Annotated in this window: 12 protein-coding genes; 7 read left to right on the plus strand and 5 right to left on the minus strand. The window is 61.2% G+C overall.

Going from position 1 to position 17,628, the window contains the following annotated elements; translation table 11 throughout:
* Nucleotides 1–31: 31 nt before the first annotated feature.
* The 5 genes from X756_RS162720 (at nt 32) to X756_RS162700 (ending at nt 5,941) form a co-directional block, all read left to right on the plus strand.
* On the plus strand, nt 32–991 hold the full coding sequence (locus X756_RS162720; protein ID WP_023686474.1) for a LysR family transcriptional regulator: 960 nt from the start codon (nt 32–34) through the stop codon (nt 989–991).
* Between the two features lie 153 nt (nt 992–1,144).
* Entirely contained in the window at nt 1,145–2,158 is a 1,014-nt protein-coding gene (locus X756_RS162715) for an amino acid ABC transporter substrate-binding protein (protein WP_023728460.1), read from the plus strand.
* Nucleotides 2,159–2,328: 170 nt separating this feature from the next.
* Entirely contained in the window at nt 2,329–3,516 is a 1,188-nt protein-coding gene (locus tag X756_RS162710) for an amino acid ABC transporter permease (protein WP_023728461.1), read from the plus strand.
* Between the two features lie 18 nt (nt 3,517–3,534).
* A complete protein-coding gene (locus X756_RS162705) occupies nt 3,535–4,659 on the plus strand; it encodes an amino acid ABC transporter permease (RefSeq protein WP_027049787.1) in 1,125 nt (374 codons plus the stop codon).
* 49 nt (nt 4,660–4,708) lie between these two features.
* Complete coding sequence (locus X756_RS162700) at nt 4,709–5,941, plus strand: MalY/PatB family protein (RefSeq protein ID WP_050589207.1); 1,233 nt, start codon at nt 4,709–4,711, stop codon at nt 5,939–5,941.
* A 162-nt stretch (nt 5,942–6,103) separates the two neighbouring features.
* Here the strand turns inward: X756_RS162700 and X756_RS1000000166520 are convergent, their stop codons facing one another.
* The 3 genes from X756_RS1000000166520 to X756_RS162695 form a co-directional block, all read right to left on the minus strand.
* Complete coding sequence (locus tag X756_RS1000000166520) at nt 6,104–11,062, minus strand: autotransporter outer membrane beta-barrel domain-containing protein (protein WP_156941319.1); 4,959 nt, start codon at nt 11,060–11,062, stop codon at nt 6,104–6,106.
* A 409-nt stretch (nt 11,063–11,471) separates the two neighbouring features.
* Nucleotides 11,472–11,765: a hypothetical protein gene (locus X756_RS1000000166995; protein ID WP_023704064.1), complete on the minus strand. Its 294-nt coding sequence runs from the start codon at nt 11,763–11,765 to the stop codon at nt 11,472–11,474.
* A 192-nt stretch (nt 11,766–11,957) separates the two neighbouring features.
* Nucleotides 11,958–13,751: a PAS domain S-box protein gene (locus tag X756_RS162695; protein ID WP_023728465.1), complete on the minus strand. Its 1,794-nt coding sequence runs from the start codon at nt 13,749–13,751 to the stop codon at nt 11,958–11,960.
* Nucleotides 13,752–13,906: 155 nt separating this feature from the next.
* On the opposite strand from X756_RS162695, the gene X756_RS162690 reads away from it, so the two are divergent.
* Nucleotides 13,907–14,275, plus strand: coding sequence for a response regulator (locus X756_RS162690; RefSeq protein WP_023671108.1), 369 nt, complete (start codon nt 13,907–13,909; stop codon nt 14,273–14,275).
* 429 nt (nt 14,276–14,704) lie between these two features.
* Here X756_RS162690 and X756_RS1000000169240 read toward each other — a convergent pair whose 3' ends face one another.
* Entirely contained in the window at nt 14,705–14,863 is a 159-nt protein-coding gene (locus X756_RS1000000169240) for a hypothetical protein (protein WP_023726519.1), read from the minus strand.
* A gap of 130 nt (nt 14,864–14,993) precedes the next feature.
* Nucleotides 14,994–16,994, minus strand: a complete 2,001-nt coding sequence (locus X756_RS162685; protein WP_023728466.1) for an AI-2E family transporter — start codon at nt 16,992–16,994, stop codon at nt 14,994–14,996.
* Nucleotides 16,995–17,179: 185 nt separating this feature from the next.
* Here X756_RS162685 and X756_RS162680 point away from each other — a divergent pair, with 185 nt between their 5' ends.
* Nucleotides 17,180–17,413: a hypothetical protein gene (locus X756_RS162680; protein WP_023728467.1), complete on the plus strand. Its 234-nt coding sequence runs from the start codon at nt 17,180–17,182 to the stop codon at nt 17,411–17,413.
* Nucleotides 17,414–17,628: the final 215 nt, after the last annotated feature.

The following is a 17,628-nucleotide window of genomic DNA, read 5'->3' on the forward strand; positions in this document are numbered from 1 at the left end:
TGCGGTCTCAGGTCGCAGATGAGGTAATTCCATGAATTATAACGATATCGACCTCAATCTATTGCGGGTCTTTGACGTGATGATGCGGGAAAGGAGCGTGACGCGGGCGGCTACCGAATTGGGCAGAACACAATCAGCTGTAAGCCACTCCCTGTCGAAGCTTCGGTATCTATTGCAGGATGAATTGTTCACCAGAGATGGCGGCGAGATGCGGCCAACTCCCCGGGCAGTTGAGCTGCTGTCGAATATTTCCGCCGCACTCGCAACGATCCGCGCATCGATCGACCGGCATCAGATCTTCAATCCAGCAACGACGCGGCGCAACTTTCGCGTTGGACTTACAGATTATCATGCCATGGTTTTCATCCCGGGCCTCATTCGAGAATTTTCCAGGCAAGCTCCTGGCGCGACGCTGAACGTCATTCCCGCAAACGGACCCGAAATCGGTTCATCGGTCTATCTGAGACAAGTTGACTGCGCGCTGACGGGAGCAGCGATACGCGACGACCCAGGTCTCTTGAAGGTGGAGCTTGGCCAGGACCGATTGTTTTGCGCAGTGTGGAGCGGAAGCAAGATCGCCAGAAGCGCAATGACGCTGGAAACCTATCTGGCCAGTTCCCACCTCCAGATTTCCGCAGATGGCCTGGCGGAAGGCCTCGCGGATGCCGCCCTCAAACAGATGGGTCTTCGCCGCAATGTCGTTGCGACCATCTCGAACTATCCGGTGCTGCCCTGGGCGCTTCGCGGCACTGAACTGATTACCCATTGCGGTGATGCCATCCTGCAAATGCTGGATGAGAGGAGTGAGGTGACGTTGGTCCCGCCACCCCTTCCGATAGCGAATGTGAATGCCTGGCTTATTGTTCACCGCCAGATGGCGAATGACCCGGGAACCAGGTGGCTCCGGGAAATCATCGTGGGAATCTACAACGAATCGCGGAGCAAGAGACACCAAGGCACCGTCGGAGCACCGGGGTCGGCCGTAAAATAGGTCGCGCGCGCTGCTTCACCACTCAACCGCTTTTCAGCTGGGAGTGCTTCGAAACTATGAGCAGCGCTCATTTTCACCATGAGAACAATCGATTTGACGAATACTTGGGCTGGAGAGCACATTCCCTTTCAACAATAACAGGGGAATGCCGAAATGAGATCAACGTTCAAGGGCCTTCTTGCCCTCGCCATCGCGTGCACCGCCTCCTCGGCGTGGTCCGCAACCCTCGACAATGTCAAGAAAAATGGCGTGCTGACCTGTGGCACGAATTCGGCCACGGCTGGCTTCAGCCTTCCCGACAATGAAGGCAAATGGACCGGATTTGTCGTCGATTATTGTCGCGCCGTGGCCGCTGCCGTGCTCGGGGACGCGCAAAAGGTCAAGTTCATCCCATTGACGCCAAAGGATCGCTTCACCGCCTTGCAGTCGGGAGAGATCGACCTTCTCGCCCACAACGCAACCTGGACATCGTCCCGCGATACGTCGCTAGGCATACTGTTTGCCGGCACGTATTTCTATGACGGCCAGGGGTTCATGGTGCGCAAGGCGGACAATATCACGTCAGCCAAGGGACTTGACGGCGCATCGATATGCGTCACCCAAGGCACCACGACCGAGTTGAACCTTGCCGACTATTTTCGCTCGCAGTCGATCAAGTACACGACGGTTGGTTTCGCAGACGAGGAAGCTGTCGTGAAGGCTTATGAGGAGGGGCGTTGCGACGTCTTGTCCGCAGACACCTCCACCTTGAACGCGTCGCGGCTTCGCATGGCCAAGCCGGACGACAGCATTGTTCTTCCCGAGCTGATCTCCAAGGAGCCGCTTGGCCCGGCGGTGCGGCAGGGTGACGACCAGTGGTTCAATGTGGCGAAGTGGACGCTCTACGTCATGGTGGCTGCGGAGGAATACGGCGTCACCTCCAAGAACGTCGATGCCATGAAATCGTCTGACAATCCCAGCATCCGCCGCCTGCTTGGCGTGGAAGGCAGCATAGGCAAGGACATCGGGCTCGGCGATAACTGGCCGGTCGAGGTGATCAAGCAGGTCGGCAATTACGGCGAAGTGTTCGAACGCAATGTCGGCAAGGATTCGCCGCTGAAAATGGAGCGCGGCATGAACGCGCTCTGGAACAAAGGCGGCGTTCAGTACGCTCCGCCGATCCGCTAATGCATGTCGCTCAAAAATGGCCCCGGTTTTGAGACAACGACATGCATACCGAAGACCCTAAAGCGCGTCGCCTGAGTCCGTTCAAACCCGACGCGCTTAGGCAAAGGCATGGTTGCAAGGCGCTGGCGTGTTACCGTCAGTGCCTTGCACGGACCCGATAGGAACAGCCCATGTCCCATTTGTCGCTTCCCGCGCCGTCGCGCAGGAGGTTGTCGCTGCACGATACGAAGGTGCGGGGCATCTTCTACCAGCTCTTGCTCGCCGGCTGCCTGCTGGCCTTGGCCCTGGGCATCGGCATGCAGACTGCATCGAATATGCGGGTCCGGGGGATTCCGCTCTCATTCGACTTTTGGAACGAGTCTGCCGGCTTCGACATCAATCAAACCCTGATACCGTACGATGCATTGTCCAGCTACGGTCAGGCGTTCTGGGTGGGAGTGGTCAACACCCTCTACGTCAGTGTCCTCGCAATCCTGTTTGCGACGTTGCTTGGCTTCGTCATCGGCGTTGCCCGCCTGTCGCCGAACTGGATCGTTTCGAAGGTGGCGACCGCCTATGTCGAGCTTGTGCGCAATGTTCCGTTATTGCTGCAGCTGCTGTTCTGGTACAACGCCGTCCTCAAGCCGTTGCCCTCGCCGAAGGCGTCCATCGCCATTCCCGGCGGCATCTACCTCAACAATCGCGGCCTCATCGTTCCGGAGATTCATTTGCATCCGGGAGCGGGTCTGGTGGGCCTGGCATTCGTTGCGGCCATTTCCTGCTGCGTTGCGTTCTGGTTTCGGGCCAGGAGCATCCAGAGACGGACGGGCAAGCAGCTGCCGGTGCTTCTGGTCAGTCTGGCGACCTTGATAGGATTTCCGCTGGTCGTGTTCCTGGCGGCTGGCGAGCCGGTCTCGTTCGTCGCCCCGCAGCTACGGGGTTTCAATTTTCAAGGCGGGCATCAGCTCTATCCGGAGTTTGCCGCTCTCCTAATCGGTCTGTCGGTCTACACCGGTTCATACATCGCCGAGATCGTGCGAGGTGGAATTCAGGCAGTGCCAAAGGGCCAGACCGAGGCTGCGCATGCGTTGGGGCTGGCGCCGGGCAAGACGCTTCGTCTGGTCGTCGTTCCCCAGGCGCTGCGCATCATCATTCCCCCTTTGACAAGCCAGTATCTCAACCTCATCAAGAACTCGTCGCTTGCCGTGTTCATCGGCTATCCCGACCTCGTTCAGATCTTTGCCGGCACGGTGCTCAACCAGACCGGAGCCGCCGTCCAGGTCATGGCGATTACCCTGTCGGTCTATCTCGTTATCTCCCTTGCCACGTCGTTGGCCATGAACGCGTGCAACCAACATTTTGCAATCGTTGAGAGGTGACGGGTGAGCGATCAGTCCATGCGTTCGCCAATTGTGATCAGCGCGCTCATACCAGCCATGGCGCCTCCCGCGGACGTTCGACCGGGTCCAGTGAGCTGGATGAAAAAGAACCTGTTTTCGACGCCGTCTTCAGGCGCGCTGACAATATGCTTTGTCCTCCTCGCCGCGTGGCTGCTGCATCACTTCCTGAGCTTTGCGATCTTCAACGCGGTCTGGAGCGGCGGCCACGAAGCTTGCCGTACGAACAGCCAGGGGGCTTGCTGGCCTTTCATCGCCGAGAAGTTCGACTACCTGCGATACGGCGCGTATCCGGTTTCCGAGCGGTGGCGGGTGGACCTTGCGCAGGCGATCGGCGCCATCCTCATCGTTTGGCTCCTGTGGACGAAGGCTCCGCGGCGCAAAGTGGCGGCGTTGCTGTTCTTCCTCGTCTACCCCGTGGCCGCGTTCGTTCTCGTGCGCGGCGTTGCCTGGCTTCATTTGCCTGTCATCGATACGACGGTCTGGGGCGGTCTCTTGATCACGTTGCTGATGTCGATCGTGGGTATCGTCTTCTCGCTACCGATCGGGGTTATCCTGGCGCTTGGACGCAGGTCGGAACTCCCTTTCGTCAAGACGGTTTGCGTCACGTTCATCGAAGTCGTCCGCGGCGTGCCGTTTATCACAGTGTTGTTCATGGCGAACTTCATGATGCCGCTCTTCGTCCCGGATTATCTGACACCTGATCGTCTGTTGCGCCCGCTCATCGCGATAGCGTTGTTCTCGTCCGCCTATATGGCCGAGGTCGTGAGAGCCGGCCTTCAGGCGATCCCGAAGGGCCAACACGAAGCGGCCAAGGCTCTCGGCATCGGCTACTTCGACATGATGCGCCTGATCGTCCTCCCTCAGGCGTTGACGATCGTCATACCGAGCATCATCTCGACCTTCATCGGTCTGTTCAAAGACACGACTCTGGTCGCCATCGTCGGCATCGCGGATTTCCTGAAGGCCGTCGAAACGGCGCGCTTCGATCCGAACTGGGCAGGCCCGACGATCTCATCAACCGGCTACCTCTTTGCGGGGTTGGTCTACTGGAGCTTTTGCTTCGGCATGTCGCGTTACTCGCAATCTATGGAGCGCCAATTGGCGCGTGGCCACAAATCCTAGGAGGCGATGATGATGCCACAAGCAATGCCCGCGGCAAGGTGACTATCAAATGGCTTGTGCAGACACGCCCGCATCGGCGCTTGGGCAGCGACATATCGCGGGAATAGATTTCGACCAGATCCACGACCGTCAGCAGTTCGGATCCGTCAAATGGGCCAACCAGTGGGACGAGTTCTCGCCTCAGGTCGAGGGCCAGGACTTGCTGTCGCTGTGGACGGCGGATATGGACTTCCGCGCTCCGGAAACCGTCATCGCGCGACTGCGCGAGGCTGCGGAGCATGGCATTTACGGCTACACACGCCGCGATCCGCGCCACTATGAGATCGTGCAATCGTGGTTCGCGCACCGGCACAACTGGTCGCCGAAACTGGAGACCTTGCTTCCCGCGCCGGCGATCATGCCGTCTGTGGCTGCGATACTGCGAACCTTCACCAAGCCCGGTGACGGCGTCATTGTGCAGTCGCCCGTGTACTCGCCCTATTTCGAAGTTGTTCAGGGAAACGGGCGGGTTCTGCTTACGAACCGGCTGAGGCTGCAGAACAACAGATATGAGCTCGATTTCGAGGATTTCGAGAAACTGGCGGCCGGCGGCGCCAAGGCATTCCTGCTGTGCAATCCTCACAACCCTGCCGGAATGGCCTGGACCCTCGAAGAATTGGCGGCGCTCAACGACATCTGCGAGCGCCATGGGATCCTGGTCATATCCGACGACATTCACTGCGACATAAGGTTGTCGGATCGTCCCCACATCGTCTTCTCCTCCATCTCGGAAGATGCTGCGGAGAAATCGTTCATCTGCACCGCTCCAACGAAGACTTTCAATCTTGCCGGGGTTCCTTCGGCAACGATTTCGGTAGCCAGCAAAAAGCGCCGCGAGGCGCTTCTTGCCGCAATGCAGGCGTCATTCATGGTGAATGCGAACTTTTTCGGCCGCCTGGCCCTGGAGGTTGCTTACAGCAGCGGCGCGCCATGGCTCGACCAACTCACGCGCTACATCGCCGGCAACATCGATCTGGTTTGCGAGTTCGCCGGTAAACACCTTCCAGGCATCACGCCCATGCGGCCCGACGCATCGTTTCTGGTGTGGTTGGACGCGTGCGCGCTCGATGGCCGAGTGGGTGGAATTCAGAAGTTCTTTGTCGATTGGGCCAAGGTTAATCTCTACGATGGCCGCGTCTACGGGCCTGGCGGCGAAGGCTTCATCCGCCTGAATGTCGGCTGCCCGCGTCCTCTGTTGCGCCAAGGGTTGGAGCGCATGTCCAGCGCGCTAGCATCCCTGTGATCGAGCGCCAGGGTGCTTCGGATTCGAGCCTGGTACTTGATGCCGGCAGCCGGTAAGGAAACGTCCGAGGGCCGACGAGCCGGGTGGCCCGCAAGTCCGGATTCCACAGCCTTGCCGGACACGACGCTCAAGCCAAGGTTGACATGTCCATCTCGATCGCGGCTACCATTTCACAGCGAACCCGAGCTTGGCGCCCAGGGCGTGGCTGTCGCCAAAATCCTTGAGGCTTGTCCGCGCTGTCCCTTCTCCGAAGACTGCGTAGCGGCCGTCCGCCCAGCTCAACGAGCCACCAAGGCCGACACCGCCCCATAGCGCCTGATTTTCGCTGACCAGCTTCGTGCCAGAGACATCGACATCATTTCCGTCGAGGAAGTCGTAGTAAAGGTTGCCGAGCCCGTAAATGTGGGTGCGGCTTACTTGCCCGGCATCGTCCACCCACTGGTCTTCATAGTCCGCGGAGAGGCCGAGGCGGCCAACGAGGCTGTTGCTGCTGCCGGGCGACACGACGGCGCCAAACGGGTCGGTGAACGTGTCGAAGTCGACCGACGAATAGGCAAGCTGGGCCTGCGGAGTCAGCGACCAGTTGCCGTTGAGGGCGATCTTCTGTCCGGTCTCGATGCTCAGCCCGTAGCCGAAACCGTTGTTGCCGTCCGCAAGCGTGGTGCCTAGCGTGGCCGACCGGATGTCACTGTCATACCATGTCGCCTCAGCCTGCGCGTCGACGTAGAAGCCACCGCTGCCGAACCAGGTGAGCGTGCTGCCGACGCCGTAGCCGGTGGCAGCGATCGACCCTGCCCCGAAGATCGAGGACACGTCCGACGACGCGGTTCCGTAGTGGGCCGTAATCCCTCCGATCAGGGTACCGGCTTCGCTTTCGTGCAGCAGGCCATCGACGCCGGCCTGCAGCTTCCAGGTGGTCACGTCATAGTTCGTGCCGGAGGTCGACGTCTCCGGCTTGATCTCGGCATGGGCAGCTTCGATGCGCGCCCATATCGCCTTGCCGTCGACCGCGCCCTGGCCTGGCAGGTCCGCACCTTGCGGCGTAGCACCCTCGCCCCACGACCGATTGCCGATGCGTTGCTGCATGGTGCCCAGTTCATTGAAGGCCTGCAGCACCCCTTCATAGGCCTCGTACAGCGGCACGCCGGGCGAATAGAGCGGCTGCGGATCGGGATCGCCGTTGACCAGGGCCGACCGCAGATACCAATCGCCATCGGCCGGTGTGCTGACGCCGCCTTGGTAAAGCCTGTAGGCATAGGCGCCCGCGACGACCGCTGCATCGCCTTCGAAGGTATAATTGCCGTCGAGCGAGAAGCTGCCGTTCGAGACGCCGCCGACGTCGACGATCTTGACGCCTCCGACCGTTTGGGCGCCCGACCCGCCGAAATTGACGACCTGAAGGGTACCCGTCCCTGACGTGTTGCCGGCGATCACCAGCATGTCTGTCGGCGAACCGTCACCACCGAGCGCAGCGTTGAGAACGACGGCGCCGCTATTGCCGACATAGTCGCCGCTTACGGTAAGTGTGTCGCCTGGGACGCCACCCGCGATGCGCACCGTTCCGGCGTTGCTCAGCCCCGCAATCGTCTGGGACGTGCCGGCAAGATCGAGCGTGGCGCCCGAGGCGACGGAAAACTGCGAGGAGGAACTGAACGCGTTCGCAGCGCCCGCGGCAAGCGTGCCGCCGCTGACCGTAGTGGCGCCGATAAAGCCTGAGTTGTCCAACGCAAGCAGCAGCGTGCCTTGGCCGTCCTTGATGAACGTACCGGCGCCCGAGAGCACGCCGGCATAGCTGGCGGAGGCGACTTGGTCGAATGTGAAGGAGGCGCCGGCGCCGATCGCGACATCGCCACCGAAGCGCTCGGCTGCCGAGACGAGGCCGCCTTGATTGACGGTCCAGTCCAGCAGCGACGTGCCTGACAGCGTCAGCACGCCGGAGCCATCCTTCATCATTGCGCCGGTGCCGGAGATATCGCCGGCGAAGCTGGCGTCCGCCGCCTGGTCGAACACGACAGTGCCGGAATTGCCGATGTCGCCACGAATCGAGGTTGCATCGCCGACCAGCGTGCCAGCGCTGACCAACGTGTTGCCGCCATAGCTGTTCGTTCCCGTAAGCGTCAGCGTGCCGGCGCCGGTCTTGGCAAGGCTGCCAGCGCCAGAGATCGCACCGGACAAGGTCAGGTCGGCCACAGTGTCGAAGGTGCCGCCGGCCGACGAAAGCGTGACGTCGCGCGCCGAGCTGAACGCCGCTGTGTTGCGCAGCGTCCCGCCGGAGAGCGTCAGGCCGCCAGCGGCAACGCCGAGATTGTTGTCGGCTGAAACAGATAGCACGCCGCCCAGGACGGTGGTGCCGCCCGTGTAGGTGTTGGCGCCGGACAGCACCAGCGTGCCCGCATCGGTCTTGGTCAGGCTGCTGGTCCCGGTTAGCACGGAGGCGATGGTGGCGGTGTAACCTGCTCCGGCCACCGTGCCGTCGCCGACCCGAATGATGCTCTCGCCGCCAGCGCCATCAAGCGTGATGGCGTCGCCTTCGATGCGGTAGCCATCGGCGGCGAATTGCATGCCCGTAATCGCAAGCGCGCCGGCGCTGCCGTCGGCGATGACGGTGCCGCCGAGCGTCTGGAAGATGGCGAAGCCGGGCTGCGGCTTCATCGCGCCAGTTACCAGGCCGGTGCTCGTCGTCCAGTTCAGGCTTGTCGCCGTCCACGTGCCGTTGCCGCCGTCGACCAGATCATTGTTGGCATTGCCGGCCGCGTCACCATCCCAGAAGAGCAAGTCGGTGCCGACGCTGCTGACGAGATTGACCTGGTTGGCGACGGAGGTCTGCACCGTCAGGTCGGCGGCCGTGACACCGGCCGGCAGATTGCCGAGCTCGAGACCATTGTCGGTGAGTGCGCCGCCATAATTGATTAGCCGGTAGACGCCAGGCCCGAAGCCGCCGACATCGGTGATGTTGAGGCTGCCGTCCAGCGTCAGCGCGCCGGTCACCTCGATCAGGTCGTTGACACCGCCGCCGACAATGCCCGCCTGGCCGAGCTCGTAGTCGAGCATAGAACCGGAGCTCAGGCTGAGCGATCCGACCGTAAGCGTGCCAGGGCTGGACCCCGGCGCCAGCACACCGCCATCGGCGACGATCACCGCGCCGCCGATCGAGCCGGAGCCGCCCAGCGTGCCGCCGCTGTTGACCGTCGTTTCGGTGCTGCCGAGCGAGCCCTCGACGATAAGCTTGCCGCTGTCGACGGTGGTGCGGCCGGAATAGGTACTGTCGCCCTTGAGCACCAGGGTGCCGGCGCCCTCCTTGTAGACGCCGCCCACGCCGCTCAGCTCGCCATTGGCGGTCAGCGTCGTACCCGCCGCCGCGCGGAAGTAGCCATAGGCGGAAGTGAGGTTGACATCGCGGCTCATGGCGAAGCTTGCTGTCGTGCCGAGTTCGCCGCCGTCGAGTGTCAGCAGGCCCGTTGCGGCACCCAGATTCTGGTCCGACGCGACCGAGATGCTTTTGCCGGTCCCGACCTTCGTGCCGCCGCTGTGGGTGTTGGCACCGGTCAGCGTCAGCGTGCCGAAGCCTTCGATGTCGACGCTGCCCGAGCCGGAGATATTTCCGCCGAAGGTGTGGGGGCCGAGGTCGAGAAACGAGACAGCGCCGTTGTCCAGGATGTCGCCACGGATCGCCACGGTGTTGCCGGCAAGCGTTCCTGCATTGACGATGTTGCCACCCGTATAGCTGTTGGACAAATTGGTGACGTTGAGGGTGCCGGCGCCGCTCTTGACCAGTGTGCCGGTGCCGGTCACCTGGCCTGACACGTCCAACTGCGTGCCTGCCACCGTGTCGAATCCGCCGGTCGAATTGATCAGGACATTGCGATTGGTGGCGAAGCTGGTGGTCGTGCGCAACGTGCCGCCGTCGAAGGTCAAGCCGCCCGAGAGGGCGCCCAGATTGTCATTGTTCGAAATCTGCAGGATCCCGCCGGACAAGGTCCAAGGCGTGACGGCAGTTGTCGTCCCCGTTAGGGTCCAGGTGCTGTTTCCGGTTTTCTCGTAGAACCCAAACCCGTCATATTTGGCGCCAGCGCCGATCTGCGACACACCGAAACTGGCGCTGATATCGCCACCCAGCTTGAATGTATCCGCGGCGCTGAAAGCGACCACATTGCCTGTGATGGTGGAGCCGGCCTGAATCTCCAGCGAATTGACGCCGCCGGTGAACTGGATGGCTTTGCCGGCTGCCGGCGTTCCGCCACCGGTGCCGACGGCACCGCCGCTGATCGTACCCGCATTGATGACCGCGATGTTGGCGCCCTTGATCCCTGCGGCGCCATCGCCGCCTGCCAAGGAGCCCTGACCGCCACTGCCGCCAACGATCGTCGCACCTAGCTTGTTGATGACGGTTCCACCTGAAAGCAGCAGAACAGCGGCGCCACCGTCCCCACCGCCGCCGAGAACTGTTCTTCCACCGGCACCCCCGAGCAGATTCCCGCTGTTCTGGATTGTCCCGCCGCCCATCAGGACGATGGCAGCTGCGCCGCCGCCACCACCTGCTTGGACCCCAATTGTGGAGAGACTCGTGCCGCCGGTAACGCTGCCGCCCGCCTCTACAAACACGTTTGCGGACGAGAATATGCCGACGCCGCCACCACCGCTGCCGCTGTTGCCATTGGTCCCACCTCGGCCGCCAGTGCCACCACTCACCGATCCTGTGCCAGTGACTGTAACGTCGGCCGTGGCACTGACGCCCACACCGCCACCGCCACCGCCGCCGCTCCTGACGACGCCATTCGTGCCAGGGGAGCCCAAACCGCCGGCCCCGCCGCTGGTGCTGGTTGCAATGGTCCCGTCTGTCGAGATGACCAGACCCGTAGCACCAGTGGCACCGGCAACGCCATTTGGGTTGTTGGCTGTCCCACTTACCGCTCCCGATCCTCCTGGCGCCCCGTCACCCGTCGTGAGGTCAATGCCGCCACCACCGCCACCAGCGGTCGCGCCATTGGCGGCATTCTGACCCGTGGCACTCGCGAGCGCGCCGTCAACGCCACCTTGTCCAGCGCCTGCGCTGCTACCATTGCCGCCATCGGCCCGAGCCGGCGCGGCGCTCAGCGCAAGGGCAACAGTTAGGATCGTCAAGGCGGAAGTGCTGGAGCGAAGCGACACGACTTGCGGCAAGCGCGCGAGATGCAAAACCCAAAACCCATCACGCGCAATCCGCTCCGCCATGCCTAAGCTCCCTGATTCCTGAGTGCGCGACGGCAGCATGAAAGCTATTCGCCCGCAAGAAGTTTATAGTCATGAGAGCTACCAAGAAGCTAACGGTGATCAGTAAAATGAAGTCTGCGACTTTTGAGCGACAGAAAGTAGCCAATATTAGATATAGCTTATTAAACAGAGACCTTACGGAATCGCGAGAACAATCTCGCTGCATGAATTTATGCGGAAACGTTCGGACCTCCTGGGCCCAGCCGATCCCATCGGGCGGAGGTGAGTTTCGCCTCTACGGGGGCGATGAGGCGCTAGGCTGCCCCTTGGGCGACCCTCACTATCCTGCAAGAAGTGATTCTGTAATCGACTCCCACTCTGCGTCTAGCTTGCCAGTTGCCACAGGCTGCCCGGCGCGGCGGTACCAGTAGGCTGCATTAGAAAGGTCGCCTTCTTTGCGGTGCAGATAGGCATGAACCCATACAGAGGCCGGATCAGATTCGTTGGCCTGCACACACTCATGCGCCCGCTCCCAATCGCCCTGTCTATCCCACCATAGAGCGTGGAGCGCCATCCCAAGATTCGCCGGGGGCTCTACACCCTGAAGGGTCGCACGGAACTCGTCGATGTCCATAGTTACCTCGCCTCTGGCTACGCCGGTCCTGTCCCGTTCCGTGCAACGAAATGCGCCCTCTGCCGGTGATTTGCTCTGCCGACTTTAGCAATGGCTCTGGCGATCTTTAGCGGAAACGGGGTTTTCGCTCGGCAAAGGCCGCATCAAGGGCTTCCAATTGACGAATGCTCGTTGCAGGGCTGCTTCCTGCTTCTAAGCTTCTTGGACGACAGAAGCTGCCACGGAAACCGAAGGCGCTTCCAGGCTCCATGTTATGCCATGCGGACCGTGTTCGAGAATTCCCTGCCCACTGACCGCTGCGGGCGCGACCCGCTTCAGCACCACGGTTCCAAAGCCACCTTGTCCGACAGTCTGAACCTGCGGCCCATCGGTTTCGACCCAGGTGAGGTGAAAGAGCCTCGAAGCACCGGAACCGGTGATGCCCCATGTGACCGAGATCCGGCCCTTGTCCCCTGAGAGAACCCCGTATTTGGCCGAGTTGGTCGCCAGTTCGTGGAAGGCAATCCCGAGATACTGAACTGCGTTGGGACTGAGCACCAATGATGGGCCCGACATTTCGATCACATCCCCCCGCGGGAAAGGCTCGACCTGGGCCGCCAAAAGGTCGCTGATCGTGGCACCCTTCCAATCCGCCGATACAAGCAGGTCGTGAGATCGTGACAACGCCATGATGCGCTCGCGCACCTGGGTTTCAAATTGTTTTGGCGTCTCCGATCGCTTGTTGGTCTCCCGGATCATCGACAGGATGACCGAATACTGGTTTTTCACCCGGTGGTTGACCTCGCGCATCAGCATGCGGATGCGATATTCATTCTCCTTCGTCGACGTGATGTCTCGCGCTATCTTCGATGCGCCGGTGATCTGCCCGGTTGCGTTACGCACGGGCGATATCGTCAGTGAAACCGGAACCAGGCTGCCATCCTTGCGCTGGCGGGTCGTTTCGAATGGTTCGACGCGCTCGCCGCGGCGAATACGTTGGAGGATGCGGGGTTCCTCGTCCTGATGGTCTTCGGGGATCAGCATGGTCACCGACCGGCCAATCGCTTCCTCGGCGGTGTAGCCGAAAAGCCGTTCGGCGCCCTGGTTCCAGCTTTTTATGATGGTGTTGAGATCCTTGCTGACGATAGCGTCAAATGAGGATTCCACGATCGCTGAAAGGTGCTGCCTGGTTTCTTCCGCGCGTTGGCGGTCCGTCAGGTCCAGCAGCATGTTGACGGCGCCGATCAGAGCGCCGTGCTCGTCCCGCAGCGGTGTCGGGTAGGGCAGGAACGGAAAAAACGATCCATCGGGACGCTGCGCAACAGCTTGCTGATTGCGGACCGGCCTATTCTCCTTGAGCGCGATGGCCATCGGGCATTCATCGTGCGGCAATTCCTTGCCGTCGGCAGTGAACAGCTTGAACGTCACGCACCATTTATCCTTGCCGATTTCAGGCTCCCTGCCTGCCAGATCGGCCGCGGCGCGGTTGTAGTAGGTGATCGTCCCATCCTGATCGGTCGTGTAGATGGCGACGGGTAGGCCGTCGAGTATCTGGTGATAGGTACTGTCATGCTGCCTGAGCTCCGAGCGGGTGTGTACCAAGTCGGTTACATCGACCGTGAAGCACCGGGTGTTGATCAGCTTGCCGTCCCGGAAATGTCCGCTTGAGGTGACTTCGACGTGCTTGATCGATCCATCGCTGGCCCTCAATCGCGCCGGATATCTTACGATCTTCTCGCCATTGGCAAGGCGACCCAAAATGTCCTCTATGACGTCCCGGTCGGGATAGAACTCGGCGATGTGGCAACCGAGGTAGTCCTCTGCGGGATAGCCGAGAAGGTTGAGCTCAGCCTGGTTGGCATGCACGATCACGCCGTCTGCGTTCACCAGATGCAGGGCAACGGCGCCGTTTTCGAAGAAATCCTTGTAATCGAAATCCAGACCGTCATTGCTGGACACCCCCGGGTTTTCGAAGGCGACAACATTCGCCTGTGTTGCTTCATGCATCCCAAACACCTTGTTCAGTCCAACCAAATATAATGCGGCTTGGATCACTTGGTTCCCATCGCTCGGGATCTCGACCCGCTGCGTACGGGAACCGGACCCTAAAAGGGTCGTAGCCTCGACTCGTCTTCCATCTACAAACGTGCGATCATCCGCGCATGGGCAAACCCTTGGTCCTTGTCGTCGACGACGAAGCCTTGATAGCACTGGATATGGAGTCCACTCTTTCGGAGGCGGGCTTTGCCGTGGCATTGGCGGCGACATGTTCCCAGGCGAAACGTTTTCTTGCGGACCATACCCCCGCCGCAGCGATCCTGGACGTCAGGCTGTCGGACGGCGAGGCTGTTGACGCGGCAAAAACCTTGGCAGGGCGGGCGGTTCCTTTCATCGTCTATTCCGGCCTGGGGCTCGAGGAAACCCCCGAAGCGTTCTCGTCTGGCGTAAGAGTGATGAAACCCGCCGGACCTGCAGAGGTGGTCCGGGCTCTCAAAGCGATGACCGCCGGGCAGCAGAAGGCGACGGGATAGCCGTGCTCTGAGCACCTTTGGTCTAAATTAGCCAGGCGCTGCCGGAGCAGCTGCCGCGCCTCACGGAGCAGCGAATTGCGGCCGGTGCCGATCAGGCGAACAAGGTCGCGCCCGTGATCCTCGGTGATGCCGGTCTCCCTGGCAATTGACAGCACCAGTGCTTCTTCCCTTCCACATTCTTAGGGTCGTGCCTTGCCTGTGCTGATCATGCCTTCTCCATCGGCTCAACGCCAAGATCTGCGAGAGACTCATTCCTCGACGCACGGTCAACCTCTTTGTGCCGCGTTTGAGCGGCGGAGATAGCGGCTCAATTTGCATTACCCGGATCCATCCTGGCACAGCCAAGAGGCCGGTCCGTTCGCACGATAATGCGCCCCGCGCAGGGACGGCGCCAGCATGGGCCAGATCGACCAGGCAGATTGAGCAGTCCTATGTCTCTCCGAACTCGGTTTCGTTTCTTGACGTCGGGTGCCGCTCATAGTCAACGGGCGGCGGCAGGAGCACGACTTCGGTCTCCTTGCGGCCGAACTCCCTGCCGATCTGGAACGCTGCATAGATCGCGCCAAGGCGGATAAGGAATCTAAGCATGGGGGGTCTCCTTCGATGTTAGGAACCGCAAGGCCGCGAGATTGTTCCATGGCTTGCGAGTGGGGGACGATCTTGCCGTCTCACCAGGCATTCCAGCGCCGGCGCGGCAATCTGAGACATGGCGGTGCGGCTAGGCTGTTGCGGCCGTTGCCTGGGCCGGGATCCGTTTTCGAGGGGCCGGACGGCGTCGATCGCGGCGTTTCGAAACGACTTTGAGGGGAACGGCCGGCGCTGGAGAAAGTGCGCCAAGCACAGCGTTGACCATGCCGTGCGCTACGAAATCGGCGCTGATGTCGGCGGCCAAAGCTTGCCTTTCTTGCCCGACATCGCCCTGCTCCGCGTCTGACCAGAACACAATCCCAATTCTCAAACCTGCCTTGGCGCGCTTCAGTCTCCGGACCAGAAAGCGGGCATGCTTGAGCGAATCCCGGTTCAGGAAACCGACCACGACGGTGTCGATCGCCTCTAGTTCGAGACGACGAATACCTGCCGGCTCCATATCGACAAAACTGGCCTTCGCCACCGTCGCACCTTGCACCTCCAGCACCTGAGCGAGCATGGCGGCAGCGGCATCGTCGAGTTCGCCGCGACCGCCGGCACAAAGCACCGACATGTCCTTGCCGTCGGGCAGCTCGATCTCTTCCTCTTCGACGCCATCTGTTTCCCTGCTCGCGCTCCCTTCCGCGGTGGTTGTCGGCGCATCTTCCTCGCTTGCCTCTTCCTGTGCATCGTCGGCAAGATTTGCCACAAGAATTTGGGCGCTCGCCGCCACCTGCCTTCGCTGTTGATCGCCCATCACGCCACGCATGCGGTCCTGCTCGCCTAACAGGAGAGCAGGAATGGCGACAGTGTCGTAGAAATCGATCAGGTACTTCTCCTCGAGGATCTCCTCGGCATGGTCAGTTGCCTCGTCGGGATCGCCGGCCAGGAGCCGTTGATAGAGCCGGGCGTGAGCTTCAAGGACGGGCTCGTTGCCAAACAGGACGTCGAGAAATTCGAACTGCGGAACATGTCGCCCGAGGACGACGAGGCAAACTGTCAGCGGCGTCGAAAGGACCAGGCCGAGCGGCCCCCACAACCATGTCCAGAAAATTGCCGCAACGATGATTGCCAAAGGAGAAAGTCCCGTGCGCGAGCCATAGAGCCACGGTTCGATGACGTTGCCGGTTACCAATTCCATGACGACAAACAGTGCGGCGGTCCACAGCACCAGCGACCAGCCGGGCGCAACCGCCAAGGCCAGAAACAAGGGCAGCAGCATGCCGATAACAGGGCCGATATAGGGAACGAAGCGCAGCGCCAGTGCCAGCAACCCCCACAGCAGCGCGTTGGGAATGCCGAGCACCCAAAGGCCAATCGCGATTGGTATCGCGTAGACGATATTGACCACCAATTGCATGATCAGATAGCGGCCAACCCGTTTGCCGGCATCCTGCAATGCCTGCGTTGTGCGATGGAGGTCGCCATAGCCGACGAGGCGGATAAACCGGTCGCGCAGATCCTCGCGCTCAAGCAACATGAAGATGACGACGATGATGATCAGGCCAGCTGATGCCAGCGGGCTGATCAACGGTCCGATGATGTTCTGCAATACCTCCAGAGGTCTCTCGCGGGCGACGATCTCGACGGGAACAGGCTCGCGCCGGGGCTTGTCGGCCGCAGGCGGCGCCACATCCTGCTTGTCGATCTCCTGACCGACGCGCTCGATCACCCCGCTCAGCCTGGCAATTATGCCGCCACCAACGCCCGTCTCCTTGAGGGAACGCACCTTGGTCAAAATGTTTGTCTGGTAGACGGAAATGTTCTGAGCAAGCTCGCTTACCTGGGTCGCAACAATGAAGCTGAACAGGCCCAGAGCCGCGAATGCGCCAATCACGCTCAGAAGCACTGCGGGCAGCCGAGGCAAGCCGACACGCTTCAGTGCGGAGACCATCGGCACCAGCGCAAAGGTCAAAAGCAGCGCGATGGCAATGGGAAGGAACACCTCACGACCGAAATACAGCGCAGCTACTGTCGTGACGATGGTTGCCACGGTAGGCAGAGCTGTGCGCGGATGGGCATTGCCTGCCGCAAGAATCCGTCCTAGCCCTCGCTCGGACGATGAGATGTCGTTTCGACGATTGGCAGCCACGTGATTCCCCCCGTTTCCTAGCGATAGTTAGACCCATTCGCCTGCCGGGCAATGTTTAGCAGGGCCGAATACATACGTTTTGCGGTTTTGCGCCCTGGGCGCTGTGCTCTGACGGTTCGGTCGATATCGTCGGAGCCGCAAATCTGTGGTAAAGCCGCCGCCCAACCAACCAAAGGACGACATCTGTGAGCGAACCGACTGTGGCCGAAGCGACCGAAAGTATCTATGCCTCGCTGCGGGCGGACAATGCCGACATCGACGCCCATATCGCGGCGCTCAAGGCTGCGCTGACACGAGAGGGCGCAAAACAGGCGGTGTTCGATCCGGCAAAATTGGCGCAGAACAACCGCTCGGGCCGTAAGTTGATGCAGGCTTATTTTCGCCAGCGCGGCGTGAGCGTGAGGTTTTCGGACCAGTAGCGCGCGGCAGCTTGGGGGAACGGCGTCCCAACGGACGGTCCGTATCTCGCCCGCTCCGCCCTGCGGTGGACTTTCGTCAATCCTAGGCGAATGCCCGCATTGCCCTGCCCAGGTCGGTGTCGCCCCCTGCCCCTGCAGCTCTTGACGGAAACCGGTGCCTCCTGTTTGAGGGGGGACCAGGACGTTTGCTGCATGGGGAGATGGGCAAGGTGGGC

Origin of the sequence: Mesorhizobium sp. LNJC405B00, from assembly GCF_000502615.1 — a bacterium.
Classification (GTDB): domain Bacteria; phylum Pseudomonadota; class Alphaproteobacteria; order Rhizobiales; family Rhizobiaceae; genus Mesorhizobium.

Excerpts from the sequence above, each read along its gene's own strand:
- X756_RS162705 (WP_027049787.1), top strand. The coding sequence starts at position 3,535 with ATGCGTTCGCCAATTGTGATCAGCGCGCTCATACCAGCCATGGCGCCT.
- X756_RS162700 (WP_050589207.1), top strand. The coding sequence starts at position 4,709 with ATGGCTTGTGCAGACACGCCCGCATCGGCGCTTGGGCAGCGACATATC.
- X756_RS1000000169240 (WP_023726519.1), bottom strand. The coding sequence starts at position 14,863 with ATGCTTAGATTCCTTATCCGCCTTGGCGCGATCTATGCAGCGTTCCAG.
- X756_RS162695 (WP_023728465.1), bottom strand. The coding sequence starts at position 13,751 with ATGCATGAAGCAACACAGGCGAATGTTGTCGCCTTCGAAAACCCGGGG.
- X756_RS162710 (WP_023728461.1), top strand. The coding sequence starts at position 2,329 with ATGTCCCATTTGTCGCTTCCCGCGCCGTCGCGCAGGAGGTTGTCGCTG.
- X756_RS162720 (WP_023686474.1), top strand. The coding sequence starts at position 32 with ATGAATTATAACGATATCGACCTCAATCTATTGCGGGTCTTTGACGTG.
- X756_RS162715 (WP_023728460.1), top strand. The coding sequence starts at position 1,145 with ATGAGATCAACGTTCAAGGGCCTTCTTGCCCTCGCCATCGCGTGCACC.
- X756_RS162690 (WP_023671108.1), top strand. The coding sequence starts at position 13,907 with ATGGGCAAACCCTTGGTCCTTGTCGTCGACGACGAAGCCTTGATAGCA.
- X756_RS1000000166995 (WP_023704064.1), bottom strand. The coding sequence starts at position 11,765 with ATGGACATCGACGAGTTCCGTGCGACCCTTCAGGGTGTAGAGCCCCCG.